The organism is Paenibacillus sp. RC84 (assembly GCF_041260495.1).
Taxonomy (GTDB): domain Bacteria; phylum Bacillota; class Bacilli; order Paenibacillales; family NBRC-103111; genus Paenibacillus_F.
Genome location: NZ_JBGBYL010000001.1, coordinates 323,447 through 340,352, shown reverse-complemented (window position 1 = coordinate 340,352; position 16,906 = coordinate 323,447). Strand labels below are relative to the sequence as shown.

Below are 16,906 nucleotides of genomic sequence, written 5' to 3'. Positions count from 1 at the left end.
GCAATGCTAAACCGTTATGGGGCGTTTTGCCTTATTTGACGACCCATTCGAACATCGAAACTACGCCGTCCATCCCGCTTTGAGCGGTGATTTGCAGCAAATCTCCCAGCTTGTTGCCCAGGTGGTTCATCGATCCGGCCTCAAGCGGATCTCCCGTCCCGAGCGGACGGGGCGTCGGTTTCGGCGGGGCCGGCGTCTCCGCAGGCCGGTTCGCGCTTTCCGCCGTCCGGGCGGAACCGGCGTTACCGGCCGCCGCATCCGGGCCTGCCGCCGGGCTTGCGGCAGCCCCCGGTCCCGGCGCCTGGCTTGGAACGCCAGGCTGCTGCCCGCCGCTCCGGCCGCCTCCGGTCCGGATGGACGTTTCCTCCGGCAGGGAGCCGGGCGCGGCGGGACTGCTCCCGCTTGTTTGCGCCGCTCCCCCGGAGCCGCCTCCCGGGCCCTCGATGCGGTTCATGCCGCGCGAGGCCAGGTCCACCCCGAACATCGTGCAGAAGCAAAGAATAATTCCGTATACGAACAGCTTCCAGTACCAGCGCGGCACGATAATCCCTCCGGTTCGTGATTTGAATTTTGCTTGATTGGAACATCCCCTTGACCGTTCCGCTCCCAGCCTTAACCGGCACGCGGCTTACGACTTTTTGCCTTGCGCGGGAGCCGTTACTTTTTCCGCATCCAGAATCACTTCCGACACCGCTTTTGCCAGCAGCTCCACCGTCCGGTAGCACTCCTCCAGAGAGTTGTAAGGGCCGCCCACTTCAATCAGCACGCTGTTCGGCGAGAAGTTCTGATTGTAGACGCCGTTTACCTCGTGGCCTGTCTTTGCGTGAATACCTTTGGAAACGCCGGGCGCCTTCGCTTCCAACAAATCGTGGATTTTCCCCGCGAAAGCTTCGTTTTCTTTCCACTTGGGGTTGTCTCCTCCCAGAATAAAATACACCTGCGCGTAGTCTTTGCCGTTCAGCGTAACCGTCGTGCGTTTGCGTTCCTGGGAATCGCGGTGGATATCAAAGAAAAACTTCAGGTCCGGATGTGCGTTCGCGGCGGCTTCCAGCGTCTGGAGAGAATATTTATAAGAGTAGGCATATTTGAAATCTTTAATCATATTCGGGTATATGGCATCGGAATGAACGGCCCCTACCCCTTCTTTTTCCAACGCTTCCGCCAGTTTCTTGCCGACCATCGTCACGTTCGTTTTGGCATCGTAGGCTTTATCCGGATCGGTGACGCCTTTGAGCTCGGGGAGGAACGATTCGTTGCTGTGAGACTGATAAATAAAGGCGATGTTCCGCCCCGGTCCTTTGGGCTTCTGATCTGCGGGCGCCTGGCTTGGCGCGGGAGACGGGGCGGAGGATGCTTCCGGGGCCGTGCCGCCGGTTGTCCCGTTCACCGCTCCTTCCGCGGGTGTGTATTCGACCGGACCGCTTGCATCGCCGTCTTTGCCCGAGCGCAGCACGGTGCTCTTGTCCGCTTTCAGACCGGGAACCTCCTGGGCAATCAGACTTTTCGGATCCCCGGGGTTTACATCGGTCAGGAACCGGACGGCAAAGCTCATCATATTTTGCTGGGAAAAAGTGAATTTACGGGTGTCGTTCCTCAAATGAGGGACTTCCAATCCGAGCATGTCGAGAAAAAACTGATTGGAGACCGAAGCCGCCAGCCCCTTCATGGATGAAACGGGAGATGTGGACAGCCTCGATTGCAGCACGCTCCCGACTCCGAGCAGGATAAACAGGCAGAGGGTAAACAAGCTGAGCGATATCGTGGTCTTTCCGATGACTCCGGCGCTCTGGAACGTTTGGCGGATTTTGCTGAGATTGAAGGTGACGGCATTCCTTTTCATGGGGATTCCTCCTAGCGAATGGGCTTGAACATGTCCGGATTTAGGCGTCTCGCGCCTCGCGGCGGCGAATCTATCTACTCCCAATCTATGAACTTCGCTCTTTCACTAGAACTCTCTCTCCGAAAAAAATCCGACGCCCCGCGTGCAAAAAAAACCGGTTCCCTGAGGAACCGGCCCGGAGCCGCGCTGCTTAATGCGTATAGGCGGCCACGTTCGCCGAATCTACCGCCTCGTGCAGAGCCGCATTCAGCCCGGAAGCGATGATATTCGCGATATCTTCGATAAATTCGTCAATTTCCTTCGGGGTGACGAGAAGATCGTGCCCGAGCGGATTCAGCACCTCCCGGACAAGCGACAGCCGCTCTTGTTCCGGCAGATCGTCCAGCATGCCGAGAATCTCATGCGTGTTTGACGTCTGGGTGCGGAAATGGTGCTGCATCATGTCGATGCACGAATTTACAATCGTGGATGCGTACACGACCGTCGGCACACCGATTGCGATGACCGGCACGCCAAGTGTCTCGAGGGTCAGGCCGCGGCGTTTGTTGCCGATACCGGAACCGGGATTGATCCCGGTGTCCGCGATCTGTATCGTCGTATTCACCCTCTCCAGCGCGCGCGAAGCAAGAGCGTCCACCGCGATCACGAGATCCGGTCTCGACTTCTCGACAATACCTTCGACGATTTCGCTGCTCTCAATGCCGGTCGTGCCCAGTACGCCCGGAGCAACCGCGCTGACGGGACGGTAGCCGGGGCTCACCTGGCCCGGCATCAACTCGAAATAGTGCCGAGTGACGAGGATGTTTTCAACCACGAGCGGACCGAGCGCATCGGGAGTCACGTTCCAGTTGCCCAGCCCGACGATGAGCACCTTGGAATCTTTGCCGATTCCCGCTTTCTGCAAATACTGCTCAAACACCTGGGCGAACTTTGTAGCTACACGGTCTTGGAGCTGCGTATCTTTTTTTCTCAAATCAGGCACTTCGATCGTCATATACTGACCCGGCATCTTGCCGATGGCCTGTGCGCCTTCATCGTTTAAAACCTGAATCTGGGTAATGCGCATGCCGCCGTCTTCCCATATATCCGAGACCACTCCCGGTATTTCGGGGCTTTTCCTTGCTTCGGACGCCAGTTCTCTCGCCTCGAGCGCAAGATCGGTCCGGACCGTATACGCGCTAAGATCCGCCATTAAGATCTCCTCCTGTCCATTCTGTATGACCCTAGTTTGCGGACACGGACCCTAATTTATACCGATGAACGTTCTCAGAGAGCGGGTGCGGAAAGCTCCCCGTCAGCTATTGATTTTTAAAAGTCAGCGTGTTAAAATACCTAGAGTTGTCAACAATCATGGAAAACGTTCGATTGTGTACCTGAAGTAGGAGGTGAATGTCAATGCCAAACATCAAATCCGCGATCAAAAGAGTGAAAGTAAGTGAAAAACGTCGCCTGCGCAACGCTTCCGAGAAGTCCGCTCTTCGTACAGCTGTTAAAGCTTTCGAAACAACGGTTGCCAGCAATAACGTAGATTCCGCTAAAGAAGCTCTGATCAACGCTACCAAAAAATTGGACAAAGCAGCTTCTAAAGGATTAATCCATAAAAATGCAGCTAGCCGCAAGAAGTCCCGTTTAGCGAAGAAGCTTAACGCTCTTTCCGCACAAGGCTAATAAGCAGGACCTACACATAGGTGATAAAAAGACCGGAGCCCCTGGCTCCGGTCTTTTTTTTGTACATATGGCGAGTCTGGCCGTCCGCAAAAGTACGCGCATATAGTTTGCGGGTCTGCTGTACGCAAGTATCCGGGCGGCGTCCCATTGGTGATTCGGCGGTACAAAAAGATCGGCCTAAGCGGCCGGACCCCGGGCATCGGCTCTTGGGTTTTGAACCAACCGGCCAGCCGGCCGGTCAGTCTTTATCTCTTCTTCCCCGCTCGGCTTAAGCCGCCAGGCCGAGAAGAAAGAGTTCAAGGCCGAGTACCTTGTCGATGCCGCCGCTCTTCATTTTAAAATCGAGATCGGCCAGCTGCGACACGATCCGGCTCAGCTTTTCGATATCGTAAGCCCGGGCTTGTCCCTCCGCTACCTTCACGGCGTACGGGTGCAGGCCAAGCTGTCCCGCAATTTGCTGGTGCGAATAGCTCTGCTTGGAGAGCTCTTTCACCTGGAGCATGATCCGGAATTGGCGGGCCATCAGCATCACGATCTTGATCGGCTCCTCTTTCTGCTTGAGGAGCTCCTCCAGGAGCGCGAACGCCCGGTCCAGCCGCAGCTGGACCACCTGCTCGATCAGAATGAATACATTCTGCTCCGTGCTGCGAACCACAAGAGAATCGATCAGTTCGGGGGTCGCTGTCCCTCCCCGCCCGACGTTGAGAGAAATCTTCTCGATCTCCGCGGCCAGCGACTGAAGATGCCCGCCCGTGTACAGCACGAGCTGGTCGACGACTCCGTCCCCAAGCTCGAAGGATTCCCGTTTCGCCTGCCGGCGTACCCAGGCTTGCAGTTCTTCGGCCGTCAGCGGAAGGCAGGGCACGAGTGCTTTCTTCTCTTTGAGCTGCTTCACCAGCTTTTTCCTCTCGTCGAGCTTGTCCACGGAAACCGTAAAGACAAGGACGGTAAAATCGACGGGAGCCCCTAAATACTCCGTTAAACGGTCCAGTTGGTGGTCGACCTTACCGCTGTCCCTGCTGCCTGTGAGAAACTGGGCATTCCCGGCTATGATCAATTTGCGGGGCACCATAAAAGGCAGCGTCTCGGCGTCGGCAATGACGTTCTGGACGGGAACCTCATTCAAATCGTATTTGCTTACCGCAAAATCGAGATGTTCCGGTTCGATCATGCTGTCGGTAAGTTTCCGGATAAACTGCTCGATCAGATAAGACTCGCTTCCATAGGTGACGTAGACCGGAGCGAATTTTTGTTCATCTATGCTTTTCATCGCTTGTTTGTAATCCATTCGTTCGTTCCCCTCTGCATAAATCCCTGCTCTCATCTTACCAATGACAAAGGGATTACGTCAAAACGGAATCCCACCGTCTTGCCGTAATCCCTTTGCCCGAGCAGAAAGAGAATACGCTGCCACCGCATGTTACCCGTACGGGCAGCATCTATTTAAACACCGGAGAAGAGCTCTAGAAACTCTTGACCGAGTGACAGTAAACCCGCGTTTTCTCCTGTCGTTCTCCTCAGCTTTGCGATAACTTCTCTTTGACCGATTGTTAATACAGCATACGCGCTAACCCGCCAAAGGTGCGTGTCAGACACAAAAAGAAGCATGCCTTATTTGGCACGCTCCTGCTTTGTTTTCAAGGAGACGACATACTCCTGCTTCGTGCTGCCGCTGCTTACTTCGTAGACGAACTCGTCGTTGCCGTTCCAGCCGACAAGCCGCAGCGTATCGGTTTCTTTCCACTGCTTGGCGGAAACGTAAACGGAAGTTCCGTCCGTTTTGACAATCGTAAGCTTACGCTCTTCGATCTTCGCGCTCAGCTTGCCGTCGGGAGACGTTCCTCCGGTGCCTGCGGCGGTGAATGTGTGGGCATCTTTCTTGTCCGGATCGGTCGTGGCGATCTTCCCGCCCGTCTGTCCGTCTCCCGATCCCGAAGTACCGCCGGACGTATCGCCGGGGCTTGGGGATACTCCGTGGTCCGCAGGCGGATTGTCGGTACCGCCCGCGACCTTGCCTTCGTTCGCAGAAGCATTCGGCTGTTTATCCGGCTGCGGAGTAGAAGTCGTTCCCGGTTGTTCCTTGCGGGATCCTTCCTCTTTCGGAGAATCCGCATCCGATTTCTGCTGCCCTGCACCGCTTCCCTTGTCTGTATCTCCGGTCGATGCGGTGCGGTCCGTCTGATTCCCTTCGCCGTTTGAATCCGTCTGCGGCTTGCCGGCGCTTTTGGAATCTCCGGGCGTTTGGGACGCAGGCGGCTCCGTCGGCGTACCGCCGCTTTGCTTACCCGATCCGCTCACGTCCGGAACGGCGGTCGGCTGCACCGATTTTGCCGTCGTATCCGCGTTTTCCGTCTTTGCTCCGGTCAAGGCCGAAAACATGCCCGCCGGACCCGATTGAGCCGGACGGTCCATGTTGAACGCGAAAAATCCGAGTACAAAGCCGGCGGCCACAACGCCGCTGACTGTTTTCCAGGAGACATGCGCGGCTATGCGGCGAGTCCAAGGAAGCTGTTCCGGGGAACGCGGGGAACGGCCGACTGCGCGAGACAGACCTGCGGCTTCTTCGCGCTGGTTGGACTTTTCTTCATCCAGCCGCTCAAGCTGCGGAAGAATCGAATCGACGATACTGAATGGCGGCATGATTTTCGGAAGGTTTTCCAATTCCTTGGACAGCATGCGCAGCCTCTGCAGCATGGTGCCGCATTCCGAACATTGCTGGACATGCTGATTGAGACGCTGCCGCTCCAGATCGTTCAAATCTCCGTCGAGATCTCTCTGCATCAGCTCTTTCACCTCTTTGCAATTCATCCCCGAACACCTCCTTTCTGATATTCATGGAGTAACCCTTGCAGCTGCTGTCTCGCCCGAAAAAGATAGGATTTAACCGTGTTCAGCGGAAGCCCCAGGCAGTCCGCAATCTCGTGATAGGAGAAATCCTGCAAATACCGCAAAACAACGACCGATCGGTGGTGCTCGGGCAGTTTCTCGATAGCTTCTTGAATATCCTGCGCCAAGTAACCGATCATCACTTCGTCCTCAACGTCCTTGGGGGTGGTGAACGTAAGTTCGTGTTCTTCAATCGATACGGTCGGCTTCGTCTTGCGGAATTTGTCGATGCAGATATTGGTCACAATACGCTGAACCCACGTTTTAAAAAGAGCTTTCTCTTCATAAGACTGGATTTTCGTATAAATACGAATAAGCGCTTCTTGCGAGGCATCGAGGGCATCCTGCTCATTACCCAGCAGGTAATAAGCCGTGCGGTAGACATGGGTTTCAATTTGTCTTAATAAGGTAACTAGCGCTTCCCGGTCACCCGATTGTGCCGCTTTTACCATTTCGGGCGCTACCACAAGAATCCCCCTCTCTTGCAACTATACAGACGCATTTATGTTCACGAATGTTGCAACTTATCATCAAATTTAGGACTTTCATTCTATAAGAATATCAAAAAATTTTCCGAAGGTACACTTAAGCCGGAGATTATTAACAAAATGGGGAAAGTACGCGTAATAAGCGAACAATTCCCAACTCCCGATTGAATCTTCCGCATTAAAAAACTCCGTCCCTTAACAATAGCACAAGATTGTTGCTAAAATGTTTCTTTCGGCTGAAAACAACCTTAAAATTGCCAGCCGTCCGCAAAAAAAATTCCAATTCGATCAACTATCCCCCAAAACTGCAGGCTTGCCGGGCAATACCGAACGGACGTAAATCTTCCCGCTTCTTACCAGCAGTTGGATCTCCCCCAGTAAATCCGTCCGGAGGACCCGGATATCATTTCTTTCCAGTCTTGCCACAACGTCCGGTGAAGGATGTCTGTACATATTTTTGACCCCTGCCGAAATAAGCGCGGTCCGCGGTTTCCAGTAGCCGAGCCAGTCGCTTCCGGTTGACGTTTTGCTGCCGTGGTGGGCCACTTTAAGAACATCGATTCCGGGAGTCGCCGGGGTACCGTTTTCCGTGCCGTCCGGTTCTTTCGCGCCGCTGTCAGACTGCGGAAGTTTCATCCCGTGCGTTTCAGTTGCGGAGTTCCGCGATTGCAGAAGTTCCATGACACGGCGCTCCGCTTTCATATCCATATCCCCGGTAAAAAGCCACCTCGTCCCTTCCATTTCCAGCAGAAAAACGACGGAAACGCCGTTCTGCTCGTTTTCCAGAACAATGGGGTTATCGGTGGAGCCGTAAATATCCTGTGCGGCCGACGGTGCAGGCTCGGCTCCGGTTTTTCCTGCCGTTCGCTGAGCGGGAAATGCATTCTCCCCGTGTCCGGGCGAGTTCGGAGACGGATCCGTCCCCGCCGGAAGCTGCCCGTTCTCCGGCAGCGGGGCGAGAAAATCGAGCCGTGTCCGGTTGTCCATCCGGAGTGTTTTCCCGTAAGCGGCGGAAATAAGCGGTATTTTTTTATCTATAACGGTACGGAACAGCTTCTCTACTTGGGGACCGGACTTGTAGGTGCCGTTGAAAATGAACGTCTCCACCGGAATGTCCTCCAGGACAGCCTGGAGACCCCCGCTATGGTCGGCATCTTCATGGGTCAGGATAACGGCATCGAGTTTGTGGACACCTCTTTTTTTCAGAAGGGGAACCAGCGTTTTCCTTCCTACCTCGTAAGGGTCGGCGCGCAGCTTCCATTCCTCTCCGGGCTTGCGGAAAGATACGGTCCCTCCTCCGTCTACCAGTATATATTTACGCTCCGGTGTCCGTATGAGGATGCTGTCTCCCTGTCCGACGTCGATCATATCCACGTAGGCCTCCGAGCTCCAGCGATCGGGCGTGTAACCGTAATAAAGAAGCCCGAACCAGCCGAAACCCAGCGCGATTACGGCTGCTGAAGACGTTCTGTACCGGGAAAACATACTCCGCCCGGGAGCAGGCACATCAAGCTGCGGAGTGCCGTCCTCATTTTGAACGCGGCGGCTCCGTACCAGACGTTCGAGACCCCCGCAAATGCCGGCAAGCAGGAGATAGTAAACCGCGATCCAAAAAACCGGAGGGGACGGCCAGATCGTCCGAAATCCCTCCCACTGATCCAGCCACTCGACGATGCGGAAAACAAATCCGGTCCCGCTTTCGGTTACCCAAGCGCCCAAACGGCCGAGCGGAACATACACCAGTCCGAGACATGTCGCAATCAAGCCCGCCGGGAAAATGAGCAGGCTGAAAACCGGCACGAGGGCCGCGTTAGCCAGCCAGGAAAGCAGCGAAAATTGATTGAAATAATAGATGGAGACGGGAAATGAAACGAGCTGAGACACAAGGGTAATGGCAGCGGTATTGCGGAGTACGTCGTTCTTGAGGGGCAAAAGGGCGGTAACGCGGGGAACGCCGACGATCAATCCGAGCGTCACCAGAAAAGAAAGCTGGAAGCTGACGTCCAGCAAATAATAGGGGTTCCAGATCAAAAGCCCCAACCCGACGAGGCAGGCGATTTGCAAAATATCTTTAATCCGGTTTTTACGGACGGCGAGAAGGCCGATCATCGTCATCAGGCCCGCCCGCACAATGGATGGAGAAGCTCCCGTCAGAAGGATATAAAGGGGCAGCAGAAAGACGGCAACGAGCAGATACGTTTCTTTGGGCAGCCCGAGCCTTTTCAGTACCCAGATCAGAACGCCCAGAAAAACAGCCACATTCAGCCCCGAAATCGCGAGAATATGAGTCAGCCCGAGATTCGAAAATTGGGCGTACCGGTCGGGGTCCATATCATCGGTTAATCCGATGAGCATGCTTTTCATAAAGCCCGCCTGCCCGGGCGTGAAAATCCCGTCGATGCGGCTGCCCAGATAGCCGCGGAGGGCATCCGTCGTCCGCAGGAGACGCTCGGCTGCCAGCCGCGGGCTCGTGAGAGCGGCGGCTATAGACGCCGGCGGACCGTGCTGCACCTGCTGGGCGCCTTTGACGACCAGCAGCCAGTGTTTGCCCTGCTGGCGCAAATAGCGGCGGTAGTCGAATCCGCCGAAGTTCCGCGCGGCAGCGGGCTCCTGCAGCTCGCCCCGCATGGCGAGCCGGTCTCCCCGCCGCCAGGCTGCGGCGGCGGTCTGCTCCGCCGGACTCAGCAGGCGCAGGGACACCTGCACCCGCTCCTCCGGCGGAGCCCCTGCGGCAGCGGCCGTTCCGCTGCCGCCGCTATCCCCGAGCTGCGAGACGCGCAGCTCGAAGGAGGCTCTGTCGCCGTCGACGGCGACAGGAGAGGCCAGCGTGCCCGCCACGCTCACCTGGCTGCCGTGGGAGGCAGCCGCGGCTGCGGCGGGCAGAGCGGTGCTGTTACGCCGGTCCGTATCGGCGTAATAGCAGCAGGCTGCGGCGGCGACAAGCACCGCAGCGATCCATCGGCGCTTCGGCAGACGAAGCGCCATGACACCCGCGGCCGCGGCGGCGAAAGCTGCGCCGCTCCAGGCGGTCATCCACGGTTTGGACGCGTATATGGCCGCCGCGTAGCCGATAACCCACAAAACCGTCAAACCTACTATGTCATTACGGTTTAAACGCATTTCTCATCTCTCTCCCCGTATGTGTGATAAGCTCATTCGTTTCGTTTCGGAACTAGAACACGCAAGTTCTTTCAGTCCATTTCGCTCCGCTCCTGCTTAGACAGGGAAACCGCGTAATCGCCGACGCTTCCTTCCGTCACCGGGTAAACGCATCCCTCATGTGCCGGCCGCGCCCCGTATCCTTTTGTTCCGCCGGACAACAAAAAGAACCCCCGCTGCTCTACTGGAGCGGCGGAGGTTCTTCCTCACGCTATTTGTGTTCCGTTCAGTGAAACAGCTTGCCGGGGTTCGTATCCCGCAGACAAAAAGTCGTTCGCCGAACTCATTCAGTTGACAATCCGGTGGTCCGTTCCCTCGGGCGGCTCGTATCCCTGTATTTGGCGGAAGGCAATTCCCCTCGCAGCCATCAAGGCATTCACCTTGTCGCTGTCCTTCGGATAAGGCCGGTGAAACACGATCTCCCGCACCCCGCTGTTGGCCAGCATATTCGAGCAGGTCCAGCACGGCTGATCCGTTACGTAGACGCTGGAACCCTCGCGGTCTTCGCGGTCGGTGAACAGAAGCAGGTTCTGCTCCGCATGAATCGTACGGATGCAGCGCTGCTTGCGTATCATTTCTTCCTTACCGTCCGCGACGTGCAGCTCGTACTCCTCGACAAGCATGCATCCTTCCTCGGAGCAGTCCGGAACTCCCATCGGCGCCCCATTGTATGCCGTGCCGAGAAGCTTCTTGCCCTGCACGAGCACAGCCCCGACATGCCGGCGGCTGCACTGCGAGCGCGTGGAAGCCATATAGGCGATATCCATGAAATAAGTGTCCCAGTCTTTGCGCCCCGTCATGGCCGCACCTACTGCTGACTGGCCAGGATAGCCTGCTCCAGGTCATGCAAGATATCGTCGATCGCTTCCGTACCGATCGACAGGCGGATCATCCCGGGCGTTACCCCCGCGCTCAGCTGTTCTTCCTCGCTAAGCTGCTGATGAGTCGTGCTTGCCGGATGAATGATCAGGGATTTGGAATCGCCCACGTTGGCAAGATGAGAGAACAGCTTAACCTGTTCGATCACTTTGCGGCCGGCTTCCAGCCCGCCTTTAATACCGAAGGTCAGGATCGCTCCCTGGCCTTTTGGCAAATATTTTTGCGCCAGTTTGTACGAGCTGTGGCTTTCCAGACCGGCGTAGCTGACCCAATCGACCGCTTCATGGGCTTCGAGAAAACGCGCCACCGCAAGCGCATTCGAGCTGTGACGCTCCATGCGGAGGTGAAGCGTCTCCAGGCCTTGCAGAAGCAGGAAGGAGTTAAACGGCGAAATGGATGCCCCCATATCGCGGAGAAGCTGGACGCGCGCCTTGATGATATAGGCGATCGGCCCTACGGCATCGGCGTAAACGACGCCGTGGTAGCTCGGGTCCGGTTCCGTAAGCCCGGGGAACTTGTTGCTGGCCTTCCAGTCGAATTTGCCTCCGTCCACGATTACACCGCCGATGGAAGTGCCGTGTCCGCCGATAAACTTCGTCGCGGAATGCACGACGATGTCGGCACCGTGCTCAATGGGGCGAAGCAGGTAAGGCGTCGGGAACGTATTATCGACGATCAACGGTATGCCGTTCTCATGCGCAATGGCCGCAACGGCTTCCACATCGAGCAGATCTCCGCGCGGATTGCCTACCGTTTCGGCGTATAAGGCTTTGGTTTTGTCCGTAATCGCTTTGCGGAAATTTTCCGGATCCGAAGGATCGACGAATTTCACCTGGATGCCAAGCTTCGCCAGCGTGGTCGAGAACAAATTGTAGGTTCCCCCGTACAAGCTGGATGCGGACACGATCTCGTCACCGGCACCGGCTATGTTGAGGATCGAGTATGTAATGGCTGCCTGACCGGATGCGGTCGCCAGAGCTCCCGCTCCCCCTTCAAGCGCGGCTATCCGCTGTTCGAAAACATCGCTCGTCGGGTTCATGATGCGGGTATAAATGTTGCCGAATTCCTTCAGAGCGAACAGATCTGCGGCATGGTCCGCGTCGCGGAACCCGTAAGAGGTCGTCTGATAAATAGGCACCGCGCGGGAAAGCGTGGTTGGATCGATTTGCTGGCCGGCGTGTACGGCCAAGGTTTCCAAAGAATAAGGACGTTGTTCAGACATTTGTTCTTTCCTCCTTTATCGCGTTGATTGGGCCTATTTTCTCATATTTCCTCGTAAAATGAAAGAAAGTTTAGTAGATTTTCTCAATTCCGACATTTACGCATGCTCTTCTTTTCTTCATATAGCCTTCCAAAATCCCCTCAAGGATTAATTTGCAGGTAAGGCTTCATCTTCGCAAGCATTTTTTCCCCGATTCCCTTGATATCCAGCAGCTGCTCGGCCCTTTTAAACTTCCCGTGCTGTTCCCGGTATGCAAGGATCGCTTTCCCTTTGCTTTCGCCGATTCCGGGCAGTTCCATCAATTGCTGCAGGTTGGCTGTATTAATATCGACTTTGGGACCCGGCGGGATTTTCTTGTCTGCTGCGGCCCCGCCGGACTCCTTCTTCCCGGGGACCGCTTCATTCCCTCCGGCGACATTCCGCTGCCGATCCGACTGCGGAGGATTGTCATCGGCAGCCACCCCTTTCCGGGCTGAAGCCGGGGCCTGCTCCGGGCCGCCTCCGGTAGCGCCTGCCGCGGAATCCTCCGCCCCCGCTTGCTTACTACCGGCGCCGGCTTCTTCCTTCGCCTTCGCCTCCGCTTTTGCTGACGATGACGGTGACGGTGACGAAGGCTTCTCCGAAGGCGATACCGGCTTGGTTCCTTCTATCGTTTGCGCCATGGAGGCGTTCAACGCCGTAAATCCTTGCGGTACGGTGCCTCGCGGGCTGACAAGCAGCCAGATTCCCAATCCTGCCGCGAATACGGCAGCGGAGCCCGCCAGAACGCCCCGGCTTTTCCAACTCTGAAAATTCCAGTTCAACATGAAACACTCCTTTGATTTTTTGAATAAACCGTTTTACACACAGGAAACCGGCATAATTGTGTGAGAATGTTCATACCGTTAAGAAAACGTTCCTGCGTTTTTTGTCCCTGCATAAGGATGTAAACTTTGTCGGCGCCCGCTTCTGTAATGAGTCGGGTGTAATGAATCCGTTCCGGTATACGGCACCGGTCCTACTGCCGGAAGGAGACCTGTCCGACTATTTCATGAGGAGGGTTGTCGATGAAAGCGGGATTTATCGGTACGGGCAGCATGGGAAGTATTCTGATCGAAGCGCTCATCCATTCGGGAGCGCTCAATCCTGAGCAAATCTGCGCCGCAAACCGCACTCCCGGCAAAGTACAACGGTTGGCGGAAACCTACGCCGGACTAACCGCCGCCTCCAGCAATGCGGAAGCCGCAGCGGGCCGTGATGTCGTTTTTTTATGCGTGAAGCCCCTTGATTATAAGCGAGTCATTGACGAAATCAGGCCGGTCCTGGAGCCGGCTCAAATCGTCGTATCCATTACGAGCCCGGTTCTGCTTAAGCATCTGGAAGATCAGCTTCCCTGCAAGGTGACGAAGATTATACCGAGCATCACCAATTACGTTCTCAGCGGATCTACTCTCTGTATACACGGGGAGCGCATGTATCCTGAGGATAAGGAATGGATTGAAAATCTTCTGACTCACATTTCCACACCTGTCAGAGTCTCCGAGGCATATACCCGGATCAGCTCCGATTTATCGAGCTGTGCGCCGGCCTTCCTGGCCTTTTTTCTCCAAAAATATATCGAAGCCGCAGTGGCGGAGACAGGGATATCTCCCGAAGAAGCAACGATTCTCGCTTCCGAAATGACGCTGGGCACGGGCAAACTTCTGACGACGGGCGGTTTCGATCCGGTTTCTCTTCAAAAAAGGGTACGCGTTCCGGGAGGCATTACGGCAGAGGGATTGCGGTTGATGGAGCAAGATCTGGACGGGATGTTTAACCGGTTAATCGGGATCACGCATGCAAAATACGAAGAGGATCTGGAGAAAGTGGAAGTGGTATTTACGACAAAAAAACAATAGGAAGTGGAAAAAAGCGGTAAAATAGAGAGGGATGAAACAGTAGGGTTATCGGGCAATCAGACCTAAAAGCTTGTAGGTAAAGGGAGCCTGGCGGATCGGGGTTAAATGACTGATGCGGAATTGTTGAAGCGAACAAATGCGAAGTGAACTTGAACTCTACTTGGTTTCCCGGGGCCGTCCGACGGCGAAGACCGCTTTTCTGAAAAAGAAAGGCGGCTCCGCCGTTTCGGGCTGTCCGGAGGGCCGCCGGCAGTTCCAGCTTCCCTCACGGGGAGCGGGCCTGCCGGGTACCCCTAAATATCGGGCTGTTTATCCGACTACAATATTGACGAGCTTGCCTTTCACGGCAATGATTTTGCGGACGGTTTTGCCGGCGCTCAGCTCTTTTACTTTATCCAGGCCAAGCGCGAGCTCCTGCATGCCCGCTTCGTCGAGATCTTTGGCGACTTTGACGCGATCGGCGATTTTGCCGTTCACTTGAACGACAATCTCCACCTCGTCGTCCACCGTCCAAGCCTCCTCGTAAACCGGCCACGCTTCGTACGTGATGGAGCCGGTTCCGCCGAGCTTTTGCCACAGTTCTTCGGCAATATGCGGAGCAAGCGGAGAAAGCATTTGAACAAAATGCTTCACGGCTGTTTTCGGCAAAGCTTCTGTCTTATAAGCCTCATTGACAAAAATCATCAGCTGGCTGATAGCGGTATTGAAACGGAGCGCTTCGAAATCTTCCGTTATTTTCTTCACCGTTCGGTGCCATGTGCGTTTGAACGCGACTCCGCCGGCATTCTCGTCCTCGGAAATTTTGCCGCTCAATGCCCCGTTCTCGTCCACGAACAGACGCCATACGCGGTTTAGGAAGCGGTAGGAGCCTTCCACGCCGTTGGTGTTCCAAGGCTTCGTCGCTTCAAGCGGCCCCATGAACATCTCGTACATACGCAGGGTATCGGCACCGAATTCATTGACGATATCGTCGGGATTCACCACGTTGCCGCGGGATTTGGACATTTTCTCCATGTTCTCGCCGAGAATCATCCCTTGGTTGACGAGTTTGTGGAACGGCTCCTTCGTTTGGACCACGCCGAGATCGTAAAGTACTTTATGCCAGAAGCGCGCGTAGAGCAGATGAAGAACCGCGTGCTCCGCTCCGCCGATATAAAGATCGACCGGCAGCCATTCCTTCTGCTTCTCGGGGGAGCAGATCGCATCGTCGTTGCGCGGATCGATAAAGCGCAGATAATACCAGCAGCTTCCCGCCCATTGCGGCATCGTATTCGTCTCGCGGCGGGCTTTCATGCCCGTTTCGGGATCGACCGTGTTTACCCAGTCTTCCACGTTGGCAAGCGGAGATTCGCCGGTTCCGGACGGCTTGATGTGCTCGACCTGCGGAAGCAGAAGCGGAAGCTGGTCTTCGGGCACGGTTTTCATCGTTCCGTCTTCAAGATGGAGAATCGGAATCGGTTCGCCCCAGTAGCGCTGACGGCTGAACAGCCAGTCGCGCAGGCGGTACGTTACTTTGCCCTTGCCCTTGCCGTTCTCCTCCAGCCAGGCGATCATGGACGCAATAGCCTCTTCCTTGCCCATTCCGTCGATAAAGCCGGAATTCACGTGCGGTCCTTCTCCGTCATAAGCGGCCTCCTGCACATTGCCGCCCTGTACGACTTCGATGATCGGCAGGTCGTATTGCTTGGCGAATTCCCAGTCACGTTCGTCGTGTCCAGGTACAGCCATGATGGCGCCTGTTCCGTAACCGGCCAGCACGTAGTCCGCGATCCAGATCGGCAGCTTGGCGCCGTTCACGGGATTAACGGCATAAGCGCCGGTAAATACGCCGGACTTTTCTTTGGCCAGATCCGTACGCTCCAGGTCGCTTTTGCGTGCGGCTTTCTCCTGGTACGCTTTCACATCGGCATCCTGCCCGGACGCCGTAATCTTGGCAACCAGCTCATGCTCCGGAGCCAGCACGCAGTAGGTCGCTCCGAAAAGCGTATCCGGACGGGTCGTAAAGACCGTCAGGCTGTCACCTTCATGCCCGTCGATAGCGAAAGTGACTTCCGCCCCTTTGGATTTGCCGATCCAGTTGCGCTGCATATCCTTGATACTTTCGGACCAGTCCAGCTCCTCCAGATCTTCCAAGAGGCGCTCGGCGTACTCGGTAATCCGCAGCACCCACTGGCGCATCGGTTTCCGGATAACGGGGTGGTTTCCGCGTTCGCTCTTGCCGTCGATCACTTCTTCGTTGGCCAGAACGGTTCCGAGCGCTGGACACCAGTTCACGGGAACTTCGTCCACGTAGGCGAGGCCCTTTTTGTACAGCTGGATAAAAATCCATTGGGTCCACTTGTAGTACTCGGGATCCGTCGTGGAAATTTCGCGCTCCCAATCGTACGAGAAGCCCAGCGATTTGATCTGGCGGCGGAAATTCTCGATATTCTGCTTCGTAAACTCGCGCGGATCGTTGCCCGTGTCGAGCGCGTACTGCTCGGCCGGCAGACCGAAGGCATCCCAGCCCATCGGATGGAGTACATTGAAGCCGCGCATGCGTTTAAAGCGGGAAACGATATCGGTAGCCGTATACCCTTCCGGGTGGCCTACGTGAAGTCCTGCGCCGGACGGATACGGAAACATATCCAGCGCGTAAAATTTCGGTTTACCCGCTTCGTCCGAAGTCCGGAAGGTTTGGTTGTCGTCCCAGTATTTCTGCCATTTAGGCTCGATTACCTGAGGGTTGTAACCCTGCTGTTCTTTTTCATGTGCCATGTGTGTAGGTCCTCCTGACGTTATCATCGCAACCAAAAAACCTCCCGTCTCTAGCTCTTACGGCTAGGGACGAGAGGTTGTATATTCCCCGTGGTACCACCCTAGTTAACAAGCGGCATGCTTTGCCGGT

Annotated in this window: 13 protein-coding genes; 2 read left to right on the top strand and 11 right to left on the bottom strand. The window is 55.8% G+C overall.

Annotated elements, in window-relative coordinates:
• Window positions 1–31 precede the first annotated feature (31 nt).
• The 3 genes from ABH899_RS01535 to gpr all read right to left on the bottom strand — a co-directional run bounded on the left by ABH899_RS01535 (window position 32) and on the right by gpr (window position 3,032).
• Complete coding sequence (locus ABH899_RS01535; RefSeq protein WP_369993386.1) at window positions 32–541, bottom strand: hypothetical protein; 510 nt, start codon at window positions 539–541, stop codon at window positions 32–34.
• An 87-nt stretch (window positions 542–628) separates the two neighbouring features.
• Window positions 629–1,840: a stage II sporulation protein P gene (gene spoIIP, locus ABH899_RS01530; RefSeq protein WP_369993384.1), complete on the bottom strand. Its 1,212-nt coding sequence runs from the start codon at window positions 1,838–1,840 to the stop codon at window positions 629–631.
• 190 nt (window positions 1,841–2,030) lie between these two features.
• Window positions 2,031–3,032: a GPR endopeptidase gene (gpr, locus tag ABH899_RS01525; RefSeq protein WP_009675370.1), complete on the bottom strand. Its 1,002-nt coding sequence runs from the start codon at window positions 3,030–3,032 to the stop codon at window positions 2,031–2,033.
• A gap of 203 nt (window positions 3,033–3,235) precedes the next feature.
• Here gpr and rpsT point away from each other — a divergent pair, with 203 nt between their 5' ends.
• Window positions 3,236–3,508, top strand: a complete 273-nt coding sequence (gene rpsT / locus ABH899_RS01520) for a 30S ribosomal protein S20 (protein WP_009675361.1) — start codon at window positions 3,236–3,238, stop codon at window positions 3,506–3,508.
• A gap of 268 nt (window positions 3,509–3,776) precedes the next feature.
• Here rpsT and holA read toward each other — a convergent pair whose 3' ends face one another.
• The 7 genes from holA to ABH899_RS01485 form a co-directional block, all read right to left on the bottom strand.
• The gene (gene holA / locus ABH899_RS01515) at window positions 3,777–4,796 is read right to left on the bottom strand and encodes a DNA polymerase III subunit delta (RefSeq protein WP_369993380.1); all 1,020 of its coding nucleotides are present in this window, start codon (window positions 4,794–4,796) and stop codon (window positions 3,777–3,779) included.
• A 323-nt stretch (window positions 4,797–5,119) separates the two neighbouring features.
• The gene (locus tag ABH899_RS01510) at window positions 5,120–6,316 is read right to left on the bottom strand and encodes an anti-sigma factor family protein (protein ID WP_369993378.1); all 1,197 of its coding nucleotides are present in this window, start codon (window positions 6,314–6,316) and stop codon (window positions 5,120–5,122) included.
• Window positions 6,313–6,846 (bottom strand): RNA polymerase sigma factor, encoded by a 534-nt coding sequence (locus tag ABH899_RS01505; protein WP_254634720.1) that lies wholly within the window; start codon window positions 6,844–6,846, stop codon window positions 6,313–6,315. The genes ABH899_RS01510 and ABH899_RS01505 overlap by 4 nt, the downstream gene beginning before the upstream one ends.
• Window positions 6,847–7,170: 324 nt before the next feature.
• Window positions 7,171–10,002 carry a ComEC/Rec2 family competence protein gene (locus ABH899_RS01500; protein WP_369993376.1) on the bottom strand — a complete coding sequence of 944 codons (2,832 nt, stop codon included), beginning with the start codon at window positions 10,000–10,002 and terminating at the stop codon, window positions 7,171–7,173.
• 326 nt (window positions 10,003–10,328) lie between these two features.
• Window positions 10,329–10,841, bottom strand: a complete 513-nt coding sequence (locus ABH899_RS01495) for a deoxycytidylate deaminase (RefSeq protein ID WP_009675401.1) — start codon at window positions 10,839–10,841, stop codon at window positions 10,329–10,331.
• A gap of 8 nt (window positions 10,842–10,849) precedes the next feature.
• Window positions 10,850–12,142, bottom strand: coding sequence for a homocysteine synthase (locus tag ABH899_RS01490; protein ID WP_009675429.1), 1,293 nt, complete (start codon window positions 12,140–12,142; stop codon window positions 10,850–10,852).
• A 140-nt stretch (window positions 12,143–12,282) separates the two neighbouring features.
• Window positions 12,283–12,948 (bottom strand): ComEA family DNA-binding protein, encoded by a 666-nt coding sequence (locus tag ABH899_RS01485; protein WP_369993371.1) that lies wholly within the window; start codon window positions 12,946–12,948, stop codon window positions 12,283–12,285.
• Between the two features lie 240 nt (window positions 12,949–13,188).
• On the opposite strand from ABH899_RS01485, the gene comER reads away from it, so the two are divergent.
• Window positions 13,189–14,019, top strand: coding sequence for a late competence protein ComER (gene comER, locus ABH899_RS01480; RefSeq protein ID WP_369993368.1), 831 nt, complete (start codon window positions 13,189–13,191; stop codon window positions 14,017–14,019).
• 309 nt (window positions 14,020–14,328) lie between these two features.
• On the opposite strand, the gene leuS is transcribed toward comER, so the two are convergent.
• A complete protein-coding gene (gene leuS, locus ABH899_RS01475; protein WP_369993366.1) occupies window positions 14,329–16,776 on the bottom strand; it encodes a leucine--tRNA ligase in 2,448 nt (815 codons plus the stop codon).
• Window positions 16,777–16,906 lie beyond the last annotated feature (130 nt).

Excerpts from the sequence above, each read along its gene's own strand:
- spoIIP (WP_369993384.1), bottom strand. The coding sequence starts at position 1,840 with ATGAAAAGGAATGCCGTCACCTTCAATCTCAGCAAAATCCGCCAAACG.
- gpr (WP_009675370.1), bottom strand. The coding sequence starts at position 3,032 with ATGGCGGATCTTAGCGCGTATACGGTCCGGACCGATCTTGCGCTCGAG.
- rpsT (WP_009675361.1), top strand. The coding sequence starts at position 3,236 with ATGCCAAACATCAAATCCGCGATCAAAAGAGTGAAAGTAAGTGAAAAA.
- holA (WP_369993380.1), bottom strand. The coding sequence starts at position 4,796 with ATGGATTACAAACAAGCGATGAAAAGCATAGATGAACAAAAATTCGCT.
- ABH899_RS01510 (WP_369993378.1), bottom strand. The coding sequence starts at position 6,316 with ATGAATTGCAAAGAGGTGAAAGAGCTGATGCAGAGAGATCTCGACGGA.
- ABH899_RS01505 (WP_254634720.1), bottom strand. The coding sequence starts at position 6,846 with ATGGTAAAAGCGGCACAATCGGGTGACCGGGAAGCGCTAGTTACCTTA.
- ABH899_RS01500 (WP_369993376.1), bottom strand. The coding sequence starts at position 10,002 with ATGCGTTTAAACCGTAATGACATAGTAGGTTTGACGGTTTTGTGGGTT.
- ABH899_RS01495 (WP_009675401.1), bottom strand. The coding sequence starts at position 10,841 with ATGACGGGGCGCAAAGACTGGGACACTTATTTCATGGATATCGCCTAT.
- ABH899_RS01490 (WP_009675429.1), bottom strand. The coding sequence starts at position 12,142 with ATGTCTGAACAACGTCCTTATTCTTTGGAAACCTTGGCCGTACACGCC.
- ABH899_RS01485 (WP_369993371.1), bottom strand. The coding sequence starts at position 12,948 with ATGTTGAACTGGAATTTTCAGAGTTGGAAAAGCCGGGGCGTTCTGGCG.
- comER (WP_369993368.1), top strand. The coding sequence starts at position 13,189 with ATGAAAGCGGGATTTATCGGTACGGGCAGCATGGGAAGTATTCTGATC.
- leuS (WP_369993366.1), bottom strand. The coding sequence starts at position 16,776 with ATGGCACATGAAAAAGAACAGCAGGGTTACAACCCTCAGGTAATCGAG.